A 14974-nucleotide genomic window follows, 5' to 3' on the forward strand; every position below is an offset into this window, starting at 1 on the left:
TGTGGGGTGCGTTGGCACTAACCCTAAGGGATGCGCTAACTCTTCGAAAGTACCCACTTTGAAGTAAGGTACTGGCATGTCGGTAAGTAGTAGTGAAGCCCTGTGCCCCTACCGCCTGGTCCTGGAGCACGTGACCAGCCGCTGGGGCGTGCTCGTCCTCACCGAGCTTCTGGACCGCCCCTACCGCTTCAGCGAACTGCGCCGCGCGATCAGCGCCCTCGGAGGCCGGGGCGTCAGCGAGAAGATGCTGACCCAGACCCTCCAGACCCTGGAGCGCGACGGACTCGTCCACCGGGACGCCCGGCCCGTCATCCCGCCGCGCGTCGACTACTCCCTCACCGACCTGGGCCGCGAGGCCGCCGAGCAGGTCAAGGCCCTCGCGGCCTGGACGCACCAGCGCATGGACGAGGTGGAGCAGGCCCGCCGGGCGTACGACGAGGCCCGGGCCGCTTCGTAAGCGGCCCGGGCCCCGGGGGTTCCCTTCGGCAGGGTCAGCCGACGACCGTCCAGGTGTCGCCGCCCGCCAGCAGCGCGCCCAGGTCGCCCTTGCCGTGCTGCTCGATCGCGGTGTCGAGCTGGTCGGCCATCTGCGTGTCGTAGACGGGCCGCTCGACCGAGCGCAGGACACCGATCGGCGTGTGGTGCAGGGTGTCCGGGTCGGCCAGGCGCGACAGCGCGAACGCCGTGGTCGGGGACGGCGCGTGCGCATCGTGGACGAGCACCTGGTCCTCGTTGTCCGACGTCACCGCGACCACCTTCAGATCACCGGTCAGCGGATCCCGGACCACGCCCTTGGCCTGGTCGGCGCCGAACCGGATGGGCTTGCCGTGCTCCAGCCGGATCACGGCCTCCTCGGCCTGCTGCTTGTCCTTCAGGGCGTCGAAGGCGCCGTCGTTGAAGATGTTGCAGTTCTGGTAGATCTCGATCAGCGCGGTGCCCTGGTGGGCGGCGGCCTGGCGCAGCACCTCCGTCAGGTGCTTGCGGTCGGAGTCCACCGTCCGCGCCACGAACGACGCCTCCGCGCCGATCGCCAGCGACACCGGGTTGAACGGCGCGTCCAGCGAGCCCATCGGCGTCGACTTCGTGATCTTCCCGACCTCGGAGGTCGGCGAGTACTGGCCCTTGGTCAGACCGTAGATCCGGTTGTTGAACAGCAGGATCTTGAGGTTGACGTTGCGGCGCAGCGCGTGGATCAGGTGGTTGCCGCCGATGGACAGCGCGTCGCCGTCACCGGTGACGACCCACACCGACAGATCCCGGCGGGAGCTCGCCAGACCCGTGGCGATGGCGGGGGCGCGGCCGTGGATGGAGTGCATCCCGTACGTGTTCATGTAGTACGGGAAGCGGGAGGAGCAGCCGATGCCCGAGACGAAGACGATGTTCTCCTTCGCCAGCCCCAGCTCGGGCATGAAGCCCTGCACCGCCGCGAGGATGGCGTAGTCGCCGCAGCCGGGGCACCAGCGCACTTCCTGATCGGACTTGAAGTCCTTCATCGACTGCTTTCCCTCGGCCTTGGGGACGAGAGAAAGTGCCTCGATGGTGCCCGTGCCGTGCGTGGACGTCTCAGCCATCGATGGCCTCCTTCAGAGCCGCGGCGAGCTGCTCCGCCTTGAACGGCATGCCGTTGACCTGGGTGTACGAGTGGGCGTCGACCAGGTACTTCGCCCGGATGAGCGTGGCGAGCTGCCCGAGGTTCATCTCGGGGATCACCACCTTGTCGTAACGCTCCAGCACGGAGCCCAGATTCCGCGGGAAGGGGTTGAGATGGCGCAGGTGCGCCTGCGCGATGGACTCCCCGGCCCTGCGCAGCCGCCGCACCGCCGCCGTGATCGGCCCGTACGTCGAGCCCCAGCCCAGCACCAGCGTCCTGGCCTCGTTGGGGCCTCCGCTGCTCGAACGAAGGTGAGAGCTTGGGGAGGGGTCGTCCACCTCGACGTCCGGGACGTCGATGCCGTCGATCTTCGCCTGCCGGGTGCGCACCATGAAGTCGTGGTTGGCCGGGTCGTAGGAGATGTTGCCCGTGCCGTCCTGCTTCTCGATGCCGCCGATCCGGTGCTCCAGACCCGGCGTGCCCGGGATCGCCCACGGGCGGGCCAGCGTCTGCGGGTCCCGCTTGTACGGCCAGAACACCTCGGAGCCGTCGTCGAGCGTGTGGTTCGGCCCCTGCGCGAACTGCACCCGCAGGTCCGGCAGCTCCTCGATGTCGGGGATCCGCCAGGGCTCGGAGCCGTTGGCCAGGTAGCCGTCGGACAGCAGGAACACCGGCGTGCGGTACGTCAGGGCGATCCGCGCCGCTTCCAGCGCGGCGTCGAAGCAGTCCGCCGGGGTGCGCGGCGCGACCACAGGAACCGGCGCCTCGCCGTTGCGCCCGTACATCGCCTGGAGCAGGTCCGCCTGCTCGGTCTTGGTGGGCAGACCCGTCGACGGGCCGCCGCGCTGGATGTCCACGACCAGCAGCGGCAGCTCCAGGGAGACCGCGAGACCGATCGTCTCCGACTTCAGCGCCACACCCGGACCGCTCGTCGTGGTCACGGCCAGCGAACCACCGAAGGCCGCGCCCAGCGCGGCCCCGATGCCTGCGATCTCGTCCTCCGCCTGGAAGGTCCGCACGCCGAAGTTCTTGTGTTTGCTCAGCTCGTGCAGGATGTCCGACGCCGGAGTGATCGGGTACGACCCCAGGTACAGCGGCAGATCCGCCTGCCGGCTCGCCGCGACCAGCCCGTACGACAGGGCGAGGTTGCCGGAGATGTTGCGGTAGACACCCGGCGGGAACGCCGTGGCCGCGGGGGCGACCTCGTAGGAGACGGCGAAGTCCTCCGTCGTCTCGCCGAAGTTCCAGCCGGCCCGGAACGCGGCGATGTTGGCCGCCGCGATGTCGGGCTTCTTCGCGAACTTCGACTTCAGGAACTTCTCCGTGCCCTCGGTGGGGCGGTGGTACATCCAGCTCAGCAGGCCCAGCGCGAACATGTTCTTGCTGCGCTCGGCCTCCTTGCGGCTGAGGTCGAACTCCTTCAGCGCCTCGACCGTGAGCGTGGTCAGCGGCACGGGGTGCAGGTGGTAGCCGTCCAGCGACCCGTCCTCCAGCGGGGACGTCTCGTAGCCGACCTTCTGCATCGCCCGCTTGGTGAACTCGTCCGTGTTGACGATCACCTCGGCGCCGCGCGGCAGGTCGCCGATGTTCGCCTTCAGCGCGGCCGGATTCATCGCCACCAGCACGTTCGGCGCGTCACCGGGGGTGAGGATGTCGTGGTCGGCGAAGTGCAACTGGAAGGACGACACACCCGGCAGGGTTCCCGCGGGCGCCCTGATCTCGGCCGGGAAGTTCGGCAGGGTCGACAGGTCGTTGCCGAACGACGCGGTCTCCGAGGTGAAACGGTCACCGGTGAGCTGCATACCGTCACCCGAGTCCCCCGCGAACCTGATGATCACCCGGTCGAGGCGACGGACGTCCTTCGCGCCCGCCGCTTTGCGCTGCTCTCCTACGACTGCTCCGTCGGCCTGCTCCGCTGGGCTACTGACCTGGCTGGTCACTGAACTGGACCTCCCTCGAGGACGCTGTCCGGGACAGGCCTTCCCGCAGGCCCTCCCGGGATCAACCCTACGACCGCAAGGGTCGCCTTCTTCGGGTCATTCGCATCTTGGACACGACTTTGGGATGATGGCGCGCCCTGACTTGTCCGGAATTTCCGTGAGCCTCACACCGGGGTGAATCAGGAGTCGAGGCGCATCAGGAGTCGAGGTGCATCAGGAGTTGAGGTAGGTCAGCACGGCCAGCACCCTGCGGTGGTCGCCCTCGCTCGGGGAGAGCCCCAGCTTCAGGAAGATGTTGCTGACGTGCTTCTCGACCGCCCCGTCGCTGACCACGAGCTGCCGCGCGACCGCCGAGTTCGTCCGCCCCTCGGCCATCAGCCCCAGCACCTCACGCTCCCTGGGGGTGAGCCCCGCCAGCACGTCCTGCTTACGGCTGCGGCCCAGCAACTGCGCGACCACCTCCGGGTCGAGCGCCGTACCGCCCTCGGCCACCCGCACCACCGCGTCCACGAACTCCCGTACCTCGGCCACCCGGTCCTTCAGCAGATAGCCGACCCCCCGGCTCGACCCGGCGAGCAGCTCCGTGGCGTAGCGCTCCTCCACGTACTGCGACAGCACCAGCACCCCGAGTCCCGGGTGCGCCTTGCGCAGCTGCACCGCCGCCCGCACTCCCTCGTCCGTGTGAGTCGGCGGCATCCGTACGTCCGCCACGACCACGTCCGGCAGCTCGCCCTGCACGTCCAGCTCCGTGATGGTCTTGATCAGAGCCTCGCCGTCACCCACACCGGCGACCACCTCGTGCCCGCGGTCGGTCAACAACCGGGTCAGGCCCTCTCTGAGCAGCACCGAATCCTCGGCGATGACCACCCGCACCCTGTCCTCCACGATGTCCGGCCCCCCACAGCCCGATGCCGCCCGTCCGCAAGCCCACAACGGCTCCGCGCCCACCCGTGCGACGGGTCCAGCATTTCAGGGTCGGGGGGTGCATGGGGGCGGGACCGGCTTCTTGACTGGCCGATCGGGTGGTGATCGGGTGGTGAGGGAAAGATGAGGGGCCAGGGGCGACCGCCCCCGGCCCTGTCACGGCTCGCGGGGGCCGAGCCCCCGCGACGGTCACCGCACGTGCGCTCCCCGCCACGGCAGCTCGGCGGTCACCCGGGTCGGCCCGCCCGTCGGCGAGTCCACCACCAGGATCCCGTCCACCGCGTCGAGCCGGTCCGCCAGCCCGGCGAGACCGGACCCCTGTGAGACGTCGGCCCCGCCCACGCCGTTGTCCACGACCTGCAGCATCAGCCGGTTCTCCGTCCGCCACACCTCGACGCCCGCCCACGTCGCCCGCGCGTGCTTGCTGACGTTCTGCAGCAGCTCCGACACCGTGAAGTACGCGATCCCCTCGATCGCCGGCGCCGGCCGCTCCGCCAGGTCGACCTCGACCTGCACCGGCACCGTGCACCGCGACGCCACCGCCGACAGCGCCGCGTCCAGCCCCCGGTCCGTCAGCACCGCCGGATGGATCCCCCGGGCCAGGTCCCGCAGCTCCTGCAGCGCCGTCTTCACCTCGCCGTGCGCCTCGTCCACCATCCGCGCGGCCGCCCGCGGGTCCTCCTGGAGCTTCTCCTTCGCCAGACCCAGGTCCATGGCCAGCGCCACCAGCCGGGCCTGCGCCCCGTCGTGCAGATCCCGCTCGATGCGCCGCAGGTCGGCCGCGGCCGTGTCCACCACGACCCCCCGGTCCGACTCCAGCTCCACCACCCGCGAGACCAGCCGCGACGGCCCGAGCAGCCCGTGCACCATCAGCCGGTCCACCATCGTCAGCGCCCGCACGATCCACGGCGTGGCGATCGTGAACAGCAGCCCCACCAGCGCGGTCACCGTGATCTCGAACGGGTTGTCCAGGTAGATCCGGTGCGCCTCGTCGCCGTACAGCTGCACCCCGTCCTGCCCCGCGTACACCGGGAACACCCAGAACCACAGCGGATACGTCAGCAGCGCCCAGCCCAGCGCCCACACGTTCACGGCCACCACGAACGAGAACACCGCCCAGGGCAGGTGCAGCACCGCGTACAGCAGCGCCCGCCACGAGGCGCCGCTCTTGAGGACGGCCCCCATCCACGCCATCGCGCCCGGTTTCCTCATCCGCAGCGGCTCCGGCTCGGCCACCTCCAGGCCCAGCAGCCCCCGCGCCCGCGCCCGCTCCAGCGCCCCGAAGCCCCGGCACCCGGCGAGCGCCGCCGCCAGCACCGGCACGCCGAGGAACGTGACCAGCAGTCCCGCGCCCAGCGACGCCATCGTGACCGCGTAGGTGAACAGCAGGATGCTGATCGGCAGGCTGAGCAGCACATGGGTGAGCTCCAGCCAGGTGCGGCCCTCGACCGGCGCCCGCAGCACGGCCGGCAGCCGGTGCCGCCGTTCGGTGCTCCCCGGGAAGCCCGACCCGCTGTCGAGCCCGTATCCCTGTCCGTACTCCGTGGCCATCGGCGTCGTCCTTCTCCTCGTCCCGCGGCTGTGCTCCCGTACCTCCACCCTGCTCCGCCGCAGGTCGGCGGACCATGGAGTCCGTCGGCGTCTTGGACGGGGGGTTTTCCCTACCCCGGGGCTCCTATCCCGGGGCCCTCTCCCCGGGGCCCCTCTCCCCGGGCTCTTATCCCGCGGCCCCGGACCGGTCACGCCACGGCAGTTCCGCCGTGACCGTCGTCGGGCCGCCCTCGGGCGACTCCAGGACGAACAGCCCGTCGACGGCGTCCAGCCGGTCCGCCAGGCCCTTCATCCCCGTACCGCCGTCGAGGCTCGCGCCCCCTTGCCCGTCGTCCCACACCTGAATGAGCAGTCGGGTGTCGGTCCGCCACACATCCACCGAGGCCGACCTCGCCCGGCTGTGCTTGCTGACGTTCTGCAGCAGCTCCGAGACGGTGAAGTAGGCGATGCCCTCGATGGCCGCGGCAGGCCGCTCCGGCAGATCGACCGTCACCTTCACCGGGACCGTGCAGCGCGAGGCGACCGAGGACAGGGCCGCGTCCAGACCGCGGTCGGTCAGGACCGCCGGATGGATGCCGCGCGCCAGATCCCGCAACTCCTGGAGCGCCAGCTTCACCTCGCCGTGCGCCTCCTCGACCATCGCCGCCGCGGCGTCGGGATCCTCCAGCACCTTCTCCTTGGCCAGGCCCAGCCCCATGGCCAGATTCACCAGCCGTGCCTGCGCCCCGTCGTGCAGATCCCGCTCGATGCGCCGCAGGTCCGCCGCGGCGGTGTCCACCACGACCCCCCGGTCCGACTCCAGCTCGGCGATCCGCCGCTCCAGCTCGTCGGAGGGCGACAGCAGCGCCCGCACCATGGCCCGGTCGGCGTTGGTCAGTCCCCGCGCGACGAACGGCAGCACCGGCCACAGCACGAACAACGAGGCCAGCGTGACCGTGAAGGTCAGCACCCCCCACGGCAGCCGGATGAACTCGTACAGCGCCGTACGCCAGCCCACCGGGTCCTTCAGCTGCATCCACAACCGCTGGACGAAGCCGCCCCCGCCCCGCATCCGCAGCCGGCTCGGCTCCTCGATCCGCACCCCGAGCAGCGCCCGGGCCCGCGCCCGCTCCAGCCTGCCCAACTGCCGCGCCCCCACGAGTCCGGCCGCGAGGAGCGGGAACCCGATCACCGTGACGGTCAGCCCGAAGCCGGTGGAGAACACCGTCACGACATAGGTGAAACCGAGCAGCGCGACCGGAAGGTTGGCCAGCAGGTGCGCGATTTCCTTCCAGGTGTGCCGGTCGTAGGCGAGCCGGGCCGGCGGCGGACGGTCGTCCTGCCCGGCGGCCCCCCGGGCCGCCGTCGTCCCCGGGGACGGAATGCGTTGGGTCATATGCGTTAGCGTGCCCGGCGGCGGGCGGCGGCGCCATGAGGTGGACCGCCAGGATCAACTGAGGAAAACCCCACCCTCGCGTGCCGGGCCCGTGACGGGCTGCTTACCCTGCCTTTATCAGGGCCTAGACTCCCGTGCGTACAGATCGTCGAACGGCGGCGCCCCGTGAGCCGCAGCATCGTCGCAGGATCCAGGTCCGAGTTTCAGGGAGCGAGGGACGGACGTGCCGGAACCGACCGTCGTCACCACGACCGTCGTCGCGGCGGACTACTTCCAGTCCTACTCGGTCGTCGGACTGCTAGCCGTCGTCGGTGTGCTGTTCGTCGCCGTCGCGTTCGGGGCCGGCCGCCTGCTGCGGCCCGTGGTCCCCACCCCCGAGAAGCTCCTGACGTACGAGTGCGGCGTCGACCCCGTCGGCGAGGGCTGGGCCCACACCCAGGTCCGCTACTACGTCTACGCCTTCCTCTACGTGATCTTCGCCGTCGACTCGATCTTCCTGTTCCCCTGGGCGACCGTCTTCGCCGCCCCCGGCTACGGCGCGGCGACCCTGGTCGAGATGTTCATCTTCCTCGGCTTCCTGGCCGTCGGCCTGCTCTACGCATACAAGAAGGGCGTCCTGGCATGGACGTGAACCCCTCGGTGTCCGAGCCTGTCCTGCTGCCCGAGCCCAAGCGGCTGGGTGCCCTGGCCCGCCTCGCCCCCGAGCCGATGAAGGTCATCCTCAACTGGGGCCGCCGCTACTCGCTCTGGGTCTTCAACTTCGGCCTCGCCTGCTGCGCGATCGAGTTCATCGCCGCGTCGATGGCACGCCACGACTTCATCCGTCTCGGCGTCATCCCGTTCGCCCCGGGCCCGCGCCAGGCCGACCTGATGGTCGTCTCCGGCACCGTCACGGACAAGATGGCCCCGGCCGTCAAGCGCCTCTACGAGCAGATGCCCGAGCCGAAGTACGTCATCTCCTTCGGCGCGTGCAGCAACTGCGGCGGCCCCTACTGGGACTCCTACTCCGTCACCAAGGGCGTCGACCAGATCATCCCCGTCGACGTCTACGTCCCCGGCTGCCCGCCCCGGCCCGAGGCGCTGCTCCAGGGCATCCTCAAGCTCCAGGAGAAGATCGCCCGCGAGTCGCTGGGGGAGCGCTACGGCAGCGAGGCCGGGCGCCCCTCGGCCGCCGCGCTGCAGAGCGGTCTCGTGCAGCCCCCGGCCCCCGCGCCGGGCTCCGACCCGGGCTCCGACTCGACGCCGGGGGAGGGACGATGACCGCGGTCGGCTGGCTGCCCGCCGACGCCGAGGAGCTCTTCGGCCCGGACGCCACGGCCGAGGCGTCCTACGACGTCCTGACCGTCGACGTCCCCCCGGCCGCCTGGATCACCGCTCTGGAGACCGCCCGCGACCGTCTCGGCTGCACCTACTTCGACTGGCTGAGCGCGGTCGATGAACCGGGCACGGGCTTCCGCGTCACCGCCCACGTCGCGGCCCTGTCCCCCCTGCGACGCCTCCTTCTCCGTACGACGGTCCCGCACGAGGCTCCCGCCCTGCCCACCGCCGTCGGTGTCTACGCGGGTGCCGCCTGGCACGAACGCGAGACGCACGAGATGTTCGGCGTCACCTTCGAAGGCCACCCGGCGCTGGACCACCTCCTCCTGCCCGAGAACTTCGAAGGCCACCCCCTGCGCAAGGACTTCGTCCTGGCCGCCCGCGTCGCCAAGGCCTGGCCCGGCGCGAAGGAACCGGGCGAGTCGGAACACGGCGGCCCCAAGCGCCGCCAAATGCTCCCACCCGGCGTCCCCGACCCCAACGAATGGGGACCCCTCAAGGGCCAACTCCCTCCCGCCCCCACCCGAGGCGCGGGCCGCACAGCGGGCGACCGCCCCACCCGAGGCGCAGCCCGCCCCGCGGGGGAACGCCCGGTACGGCGCGCCCGCTCGGTGTCGGAGGGCTCGGCAAGCCAGTCCGCGGCCGGTGCGGAGACGCCGACCGGTGGGGCGGGGGCTTCGGCCGGTGGTGCGGTGACGCCGACCGGCGACGCGGGGGCTTCGGCCGGTGGTGCGGTGACGCCGACCGGCGACGCGGGGGCTTCGGGCGGCGGGACTCCGGCTGGCGGGGCGAGGGCTTCGGCTGGTCCGCGTCGGACGCGCTCTGCCGCCGAGGGCTCGGCGAGCCAGTCCGCGGCCGGTGCGGAGACGTCGACCGGCGGGGCGGAGACGCCGACCGGTGGGGCGGGGGCTTCGGGCGGCGGGACTCCGGCTGGCGGGGCGAGGGCTTCGGCTGGTCCGCGTCGGACGCGCTCTGCCGCCGAGGGCTCGGCGAGCCAGTCCACGCCAGGTGAGTCGACCCCTCCGGCTTCTGCGGGTCCCCGGCGCAACCGCTCGGCGTCGCAGGGGTCGGCGAGTCAGCAGCGCGGCGGCTCCGCATCCCCCGAGCCCGGCTCCGCGTCCCCGGCTACCGGCGGCTCCGCGTCCCCGGCTACCGGCCCCGGGTCCTCGACGCCAGGCTCCGCATCCCCGACCTCCGACGCCCCCTGGCACCACGCCCGCCCGGCCTTCGACGAACAGTCGTCGAGTACGCCCGAGAGCCCGGCGCCAGCGGAGTCCTCGGGCCCACCTGAGAGCCCGGACTCCAAGGACGCCGCGGACGCCCAGGACTCGGCGACGGAGCCGCAGCCCACGGACGACGGCGTGAAGCCCGCCGCCAACCTGAGCAAGCCCGAGAATCCCGAGAACCCCGAGAACCCAGCCAACCCCGAGGACCCCGCAGGAGGCCCGCAGTGAACGACGTGCTCGACGTCGCCCTGCGACTCCTGGTCGTCTTCGTCGTCTTCCTCACCCTCCCTCTGGTCATCGGTCAGACCGAACACAAGGTGATGGCCCACATGCAGGGCCGCCTCGGCCCCATGTACGCCGGCGGCTTCCACGGCTGGGCCCAGCTGATCGCCGACGGCGTGAAGTTCGCGCAGAAGGAGGACGTCGTCCCCGCGGGCGCCGACCGACGCATCTTCCAACTCGCCCCAGCCGTCGCCCTCCTGCCCTACCTCCTCGTCCTGCTCGCCATTCCCATCGGCCCCGGTGAGGGCGCCGTCGGTCAGGTCATCGACGCGGGTGTCTTCTTCGTCCTGGCCGTCATGGGCGTCGGCGTGCTCGGTTCGCTCATGGCCGGCTGGGCGTCCGCGAACAAGTTCTCCCTCCTCGGAGGCCTGCGCACCGCCGCCCAGCTCCTCGCCTACGAGCTGCCGATGCTGCTGACCGCCGCCTCGGTGGCGATGGCGGCCGGCACCGTCTCCCTCCCCGGCATCCTCGACGCCTTCGAGTGGTGGTGGCTGCCCTGGCAGATCGTCGGCGCGATCGTCTTCTTCGTGGCCGGCCTCGCCGAGCTCCAGCGCCCGCCCTTCGACATGCCCGTCGCCGACTCGGAGATCATCTTCGGCGCGTACACGGAGTACACCGGCCTCCGCTTCGCTCTCTTCCTCCTCGCCGAGTACGCCGGAATCGTCGTCCTGTGCGGCCTCACCACCGTCCTGTTCCTGGGCGGCTGGCACGGCCCCTGGGGTGCCGACGGACTCGGCTGGGTCTGGACCCTGCTGAAGACCGCCGTCCTCGCCTTCCTCGTGATCTGGCTGCGCGTCACCTACCCGCGCCTGCGCGAGGACCAGCTCCAGAAGCTGGCCTGGACCCTCCTCGTCCCCCTCTCTCTCGCCCAGATCGCCCTCACCGGCATCGTCAAGGTGGTGATCCAGTAACCATGGCCCCCATTCCCGGCAGTGGCCTCGCCAAGGGCCTGGCCGTCACCCTCCGCACGATGACGAAAAAGTCCGTCACCGCGCAGTACCCGGACGCCCAGCCCGACCTCCCGCCCCGCACCCGCGGTGTGATCGGCCTGTTCGAGGAGAACTGCACGGTCTGCATGCTGTGCGCCCGCGAGTGTCCCGACTGGTGCATCTACATCGACTCCCACAAGGAGACGGTCCCGGCGGCGACCCCGGGTGGCCGCGAGCGCAGCCGCAACGTCCTCGATCGCTTCGCCATCGACTTCTCCCTGTGCATGTACTGCGGTATCTGCATCGAGGTCTGTCCTTTCGACGCCCTGTTCTGGTCCCCCGAGTTCGAGTACGCCGAGACCGACATCCGCGACCTCACCCACGAGCGCGACAAGCTCCGCGAGTGGATGTGGACCGTCCCGGCCCCGCCGGCCCTCGACCCCGGCGCGGAGGAACCGAAGGAACTCGCCACCGCCCGCAAGACCGCCGACAAACTCGCCGCCCAGCAGGCCCCGCCGGCCACCGAACCCCACGCCGACGAGCAGGCCCGCGCCGCCGAGCAGCCCACCCGGCCGCAGGGCGACTCCAAGCAGCAGACCGACCAGCCGAACCCGGACCGCCCGAAGCCGGGTGACTCGGCGCCGGGCCACCTGAAGTCGGGCGACTCCACGCCGGACCAGCCGAAGCCGGGCGACTCGACGCCCGATCAACCGAAGCCCGATCAGCCGAAGCCCGATCAGCCGAAGCCTGGGCAGGAGGGCTCGGAATGACCCTCGCCATAAGCGCCGCGCTTCTCGCGACGGGCCCGGCCCCCGGTGCCGCGGCCGGAACGCACGGCTTCCTCTCCCCGACCGGTGTAGAGATCGCCTTCCTCCTGGTCGGCCTGGTGACCTTCGGTGCCGCGCTCGTCACCGTCACCACCCGGCAGCTGGTGCACGCCGCCCTGTGGCTGGTGGTCACCCTCGGCGGCCTCGCCGTCGAGTACCTCCTGCTCACCGCCGAGTTCATCGCGTGGGTGCAGGTCCTCATCTATGTCGGTTCCGTCGTCGTCCTCCTTCTGTTCGGTCTGATGCTCACCAGAGCCCCCATCGGCCGCTCCCCGGACGCCGACTCCGGCAACCGCTGGGCCGCCCTCACCGTGGCCGTCGCCGCGGCCGCCGCCCTGGTCTGGGTCGTCGTCGACGCGTTCCGCACGACCTGGATCGACCTGGACGGCCCCGCCGCCGGCTCCACCGAGGCCACCGGCGCCAGCCTCTTCCAGAACTGGGTCCTGCCCTTCGAGGCCCTCTCCGTCCTCCTCCTCGCCGCCCTGGTCGGCGCGATCGTCCTGTCCCGCAAGGCGAAGGCGGATTCGAGCTCTCCTCCCATGAACGCCCAGGCTCTCACCGAGAGTTCCCATGCGGTAACAGAAAGTTCGGGGAGTTCTGAGCAGGAAGGTGCCCGCTGATGCACCTCGCCTATCCCGCCGTGCTCTCCGCGCTCCTCTTCTGCACGGGCCTGTACGGCGTCCTCGCCCGCCGCAACGCGATCCTGGTCCTGATGTCGGTCGAGCTGATGCTCAACGCCGTCAACCTCAACCTGGTCGCCTTCGACGTCTGGCTCAGCAGGACCGCCGAGGAGACCCTCCACTCCGGCCAGGCCCTCACGCTGTTCACCATCGCCATCGCCGCAGCCGAGATCGGCATCGGCCTGGCGATCGTCCTCGCCGTCCACCGCAACCGCGGCACCGCGGACATCGACAAACTCCGCGACACCTCCGAGCGGCACGACCCCGACGACCCCGACCACGACGCCCGCACGGCCGGGCAGTCCGACGAGGCCCAGAAGGCTGAGGCCACCGCGTGACCACGACCACCCTCGCCGTCCTCGTCCCCCTCCTTCCGTTCCTCGGCGCCGTCGCCGGCCTGCTCCTCGGCCGCACGGCACCCGGCTTCGTCCGCCCGCTCGCCGTCCTGCCGACGCTCACCTCCCTGGTGCTCGCCGCACTGGTCGCCGTACGTCAGGGGGGCGGAGCGGCCGTCGACTCGGCCACGGAACTCACCCCCACCGGCTCGGTGCCGATCGAGCTCGCCCTGCACATCGACGGCTTCGCCGCGCTCGTCGCCGTCCTGGTCGGCCTGGTCGCCTCCTGCGTGCAGATCTACTCGACGGGCTATCTGCGCGACGACCCGCGCTACCCCTCCTACGCCGCCCTCGTCTCCCTGTTCACCTCCGCGATGTTCCTGGTCGTCTACTCCGGCGACCTGATCGTGCTGCTCGTCGGCTGGGAAGTCATGGGCATCTGCTCCTACTTCCTGGTCGGCCACTACTGGGAGACCCCGGAGGCCCGCGCCGCCTCCCTCAAGGCCTTCCTGGTGACCAAGCTCGGCGACGTCCCCTTCCTCATCGGCCTGTTCGCCCTCGCCACCGATGCCGGTTCGTTCCGCATCACCCGGATCCTCGGCACCGTCGCGACCGGCGGACTCGACCACCCGACGCTGATCGCCCTGCTGCTCCTCGCCGGTGTGGCGGGCAAGTCGGCGCAGTTCCCGCTGCATACCTGGCTCCCCGACGCGATGGCGGGCCCGACCCCCGTGTCCGCGCTGATCCATGCCGCGACGATGGTCGCCGCCGGTGTCTACTTCATCGCCCGGCTCCTTCCGGTCTTCGAGGCCTCCCAAGCCGCGATGGTCGTCCTCGCCGTCATGGCCGCCGTGACGATGACCGGCTCGGCACTCGCCGCGCTCGCCCAGGACGACATCAAGCGCGTCCTCGCCTACTCGACGATCGGCCAGCTCGGCTACATGACCGGCGCCCTCGCCGTCGGCGACCGCGGGGCCGCCGTCTTCCACCTCCTGTCCCACGGCGCCTTCAAGGCGCTGCTGTTCCTCGCGGCCGGCGTGATCATCCACGCCGCCGGGACCAACTCACTCGCCGCCATGTCCCGCATGCGGAACCTGCGCGACCGCGTCCCCGACGCCTACTGGACGATGACCGTGGCGCTGCTCGCGCTCGCCGCGATCCCGCCGTTCAGCGGCTTCTTCTCCAAGGAGGCCGTCCTCGGCGTCGCCGAGCACGTCGTCACCGGCCACACCGAGCACGCCCCCGCCGCGGCGGGCTGGATCGTCCTCGTCGCCGGTCTCGTCGCGGCCGTGCTCACCGCCGCCTACGCGATGCGCCTGTGGCTGCTGGCCTTCCGGGGCCGGGGCATCGAAGCCCCCGACCACGGCCGGCAGCCGCTGACGATGACCGTCGTGCTGTGGGTGCTGGCCATCCCCTCCTTGGCCCTGGGCGGGTTCGCGTTCCGCCTGCTGCCCGACTGGTTCGACGGCCGCGACCTCGGCCCGACCCTGACCACCTCCGTGCTCGGCACGGGCGTGGCCCTGGTCGGCGCCATCGTCACCTACGCCGCTTGGCGGCACACCAGCGCGCTCACCGCCCGTGTCCCGCTCGGTGCGGTAGCCGCCCACCCGGAGGGCGACGCCGGCCTGGTCGAGGCGGAGGCCATCGCCACGCACGAGCCGGCCTACGGGGACATCGCCTACGCGCCGGACCCCGCCGACCCGGGACGGCTGCTGCTCGGCCCTCTGCACCGGCACGCCGCGGCCGGCTTCCACCTGGACGCCGTGTACACGGCCTTCTTCGTCCGGCCGGTCCAGGCCGGAGCGAGCCTCGTCCGGTTCCTCGACCGCGAGGTCGTCGAGACCTACGTCCGCGGCGCGGGTGCGCTGCCCCGCTGGCTCGGCGCCGCCGTACGACGCGCCCAGACCGGCAACGTCCAGACCTATGTGAGCGCGCTGCTCGCCGGCACCGTCGTCCTCGCGGTCGCCGTCGTCCTCGCCACCACGGGAGCGTGAGCA

General features: G+C 71.3%; 14 protein-coding genes. 9 read left to right on the forward strand and 5 right to left on the reverse strand.

Going from position 1 to position 14974, the window contains the following annotated elements; translation table 11 throughout:
- Nucleotides 1-76: 76 nt before the first annotated feature.
- Entirely contained in the window at nucleotides 77-457 is a 381-nt protein-coding gene (locus IE153_RS21455) for a winged helix-turn-helix transcriptional regulator (protein ID WP_189591483.1), read from the forward strand.
- 34 nt (nucleotides 458-491) lie between these two features.
- Here the strand turns inward: IE153_RS21455 and IE153_RS21460 are convergent, their stop codons facing one another.
- From IE153_RS21460 to IE153_RS21480, 5 genes are all read right to left on the reverse strand, one after another.
- The gene (locus IE153_RS21460; protein ID WP_189591484.1) at nucleotides 492-1571 is read right to left on the reverse strand and encodes a 2-oxoacid:ferredoxin oxidoreductase subunit beta; all 1080 of its coding nucleotides are present in this window, start codon (nucleotides 1569-1571) and stop codon (nucleotides 492-494) included.
- On the reverse strand, nucleotides 1564-3531 hold the full coding sequence (locus IE153_RS21465; RefSeq protein ID WP_189591485.1) for a 2-oxoacid:acceptor oxidoreductase subunit alpha: 1968 nt from the start codon (nucleotides 3529-3531) through the stop codon (nucleotides 1564-1566). Before IE153_RS21465 ends, IE153_RS21460 begins: the two co-directional genes overlap by 8 nt.
- Before the next feature lie 213 nt (nucleotides 3532-3744).
- Nucleotides 3745-4416 (reverse strand): response regulator transcription factor, encoded by a 672-nt coding sequence (locus IE153_RS21470; RefSeq protein ID WP_189591486.1) that lies wholly within the window; start codon nucleotides 4414-4416, stop codon nucleotides 3745-3747.
- Nucleotides 4417-4644: 228 nt separating this feature from the next.
- Nucleotides 4645-6006 (reverse strand): sensor histidine kinase, encoded by a 1362-nt coding sequence (locus tag IE153_RS21475; RefSeq protein ID WP_189591487.1) that lies wholly within the window; start codon nucleotides 6004-6006, stop codon nucleotides 4645-4647.
- 166 nt (nucleotides 6007-6172) lie between these two features.
- Nucleotides 6173-7381 (reverse strand): sensor histidine kinase, encoded by a 1209-nt coding sequence (locus IE153_RS21480; RefSeq protein ID WP_189591488.1) that lies wholly within the window; start codon nucleotides 7379-7381, stop codon nucleotides 6173-6175.
- Between the two features lie 223 nt (nucleotides 7382-7604).
- On the opposite strand from IE153_RS21480, the gene IE153_RS21485 reads away from it, so the two are divergent.
- From IE153_RS21485 to IE153_RS21520, 8 genes are read left to right on the forward strand one after another with little or no spacing between them, the layout of a single operon-like run.
- Nucleotides 7605-8012, forward strand: coding sequence for an NADH-quinone oxidoreductase subunit A (locus IE153_RS21485; RefSeq protein WP_030234112.1), 408 nt, complete (start codon nucleotides 7605-7607; stop codon nucleotides 8010-8012).
- Entirely contained in the window at nucleotides 8003-8641 is a 639-nt protein-coding gene (locus tag IE153_RS21490) for an NADH-quinone oxidoreductase subunit B (protein WP_189591489.1), read from the forward strand. Before IE153_RS21485 ends, IE153_RS21490 begins: the two co-directional genes overlap by 10 nt.
- A complete protein-coding gene (locus IE153_RS21495; protein ID WP_189591490.1) occupies nucleotides 8638-10152 on the forward strand; it encodes an NADH-quinone oxidoreductase subunit C in 1515 nt (504 codons plus the stop codon). Before IE153_RS21490 ends, IE153_RS21495 begins: the two co-directional genes overlap by 4 nt.
- The gene (locus IE153_RS21500; protein WP_030839798.1) at nucleotides 10149-11117 is read left to right on the forward strand and encodes a complex I subunit 1/NuoH family protein; all 969 of its coding nucleotides are present in this window, start codon (nucleotides 10149-10151) and stop codon (nucleotides 11115-11117) included. Before IE153_RS21495 ends, IE153_RS21500 begins: the two co-directional genes overlap by 4 nt.
- A gap of 2 nt (nucleotides 11118-11119) precedes the next feature.
- A complete protein-coding gene (locus tag IE153_RS21505; RefSeq protein WP_189591491.1) occupies nucleotides 11120-11905 on the forward strand; it encodes a NuoI/complex I 23 kDa subunit family protein in 786 nt (261 codons plus the stop codon).
- Nucleotides 11902-12582, forward strand: coding sequence for an NADH-quinone oxidoreductase subunit J family protein (locus IE153_RS21510; RefSeq protein ID WP_189591492.1), 681 nt, complete (start codon nucleotides 11902-11904; stop codon nucleotides 12580-12582). Before IE153_RS21505 ends, IE153_RS21510 begins: the two co-directional genes overlap by 4 nt.
- Entirely contained in the window at nucleotides 12582-12980 is a 399-nt protein-coding gene (nuoK, locus tag IE153_RS21515) for an NADH-quinone oxidoreductase subunit NuoK (RefSeq protein ID WP_031108322.1), read from the forward strand. The genes IE153_RS21510 and nuoK overlap by 1 nt, the downstream gene beginning before the upstream one ends.
- Nucleotides 12977-14971: an NADH-quinone oxidoreductase subunit 5 family protein gene (locus IE153_RS21520; protein WP_189591493.1), complete on the forward strand. Its 1995-nt coding sequence runs from the start codon at nucleotides 12977-12979 to the stop codon at nucleotides 14969-14971. The genes nuoK and IE153_RS21520 overlap by 4 nt, the downstream gene beginning before the upstream one ends.
- Nucleotides 14972-14974: the final 3 nt, after the last annotated feature.

It is taken from the genome of Streptomyces massasporeus, from assembly GCF_014648995.1.
GTDB classification, from domain to species: domain Bacteria; phylum Actinomycetota; class Actinomycetes; order Streptomycetales; family Streptomycetaceae; genus Streptomyces; species Streptomyces massasporeus.

Coding starts and splice junctions, on each gene's coding strand:
- IE153_RS21480 (WP_189591488.1), bottom strand. CDS start 7,381: ATGACCCAACGCATTCCGTCCCCGGGGACGACGGCGGCCCGGGGGGCC.
- IE153_RS21495 (WP_189591490.1), top strand. CDS start 8,638: ATGACCGCGGTCGGCTGGCTGCCCGCCGACGCCGAGGAGCTCTTCGGC.
- IE153_RS21490 (WP_189591489.1), top strand. CDS start 8,003: ATGGACGTGAACCCCTCGGTGTCCGAGCCTGTCCTGCTGCCCGAGCCC.
- IE153_RS21505 (WP_189591491.1), top strand. CDS start 11,120: ATGGCCCCCATTCCCGGCAGTGGCCTCGCCAAGGGCCTGGCCGTCACC.
- IE153_RS21455 (WP_189591483.1), top strand. CDS start 77: ATGTCGGTAAGTAGTAGTGAAGCCCTGTGCCCCTACCGCCTGGTCCTG.
- nuoK (WP_031108322.1), top strand. CDS start 12,582: ATGCACCTCGCCTATCCCGCCGTGCTCTCCGCGCTCCTCTTCTGCACG.
- IE153_RS21510 (WP_189591492.1), top strand. CDS start 11,902: ATGACCCTCGCCATAAGCGCCGCGCTTCTCGCGACGGGCCCGGCCCCC.
- IE153_RS21475 (WP_189591487.1), bottom strand. CDS start 6,006: ATGGCCACGGAGTACGGACAGGGATACGGGCTCGACAGCGGGTCGGGC.
- IE153_RS21460 (WP_189591484.1), bottom strand. CDS start 1,571: ATGGCTGAGACGTCCACGCACGGCACGGGCACCATCGAGGCACTTTCT.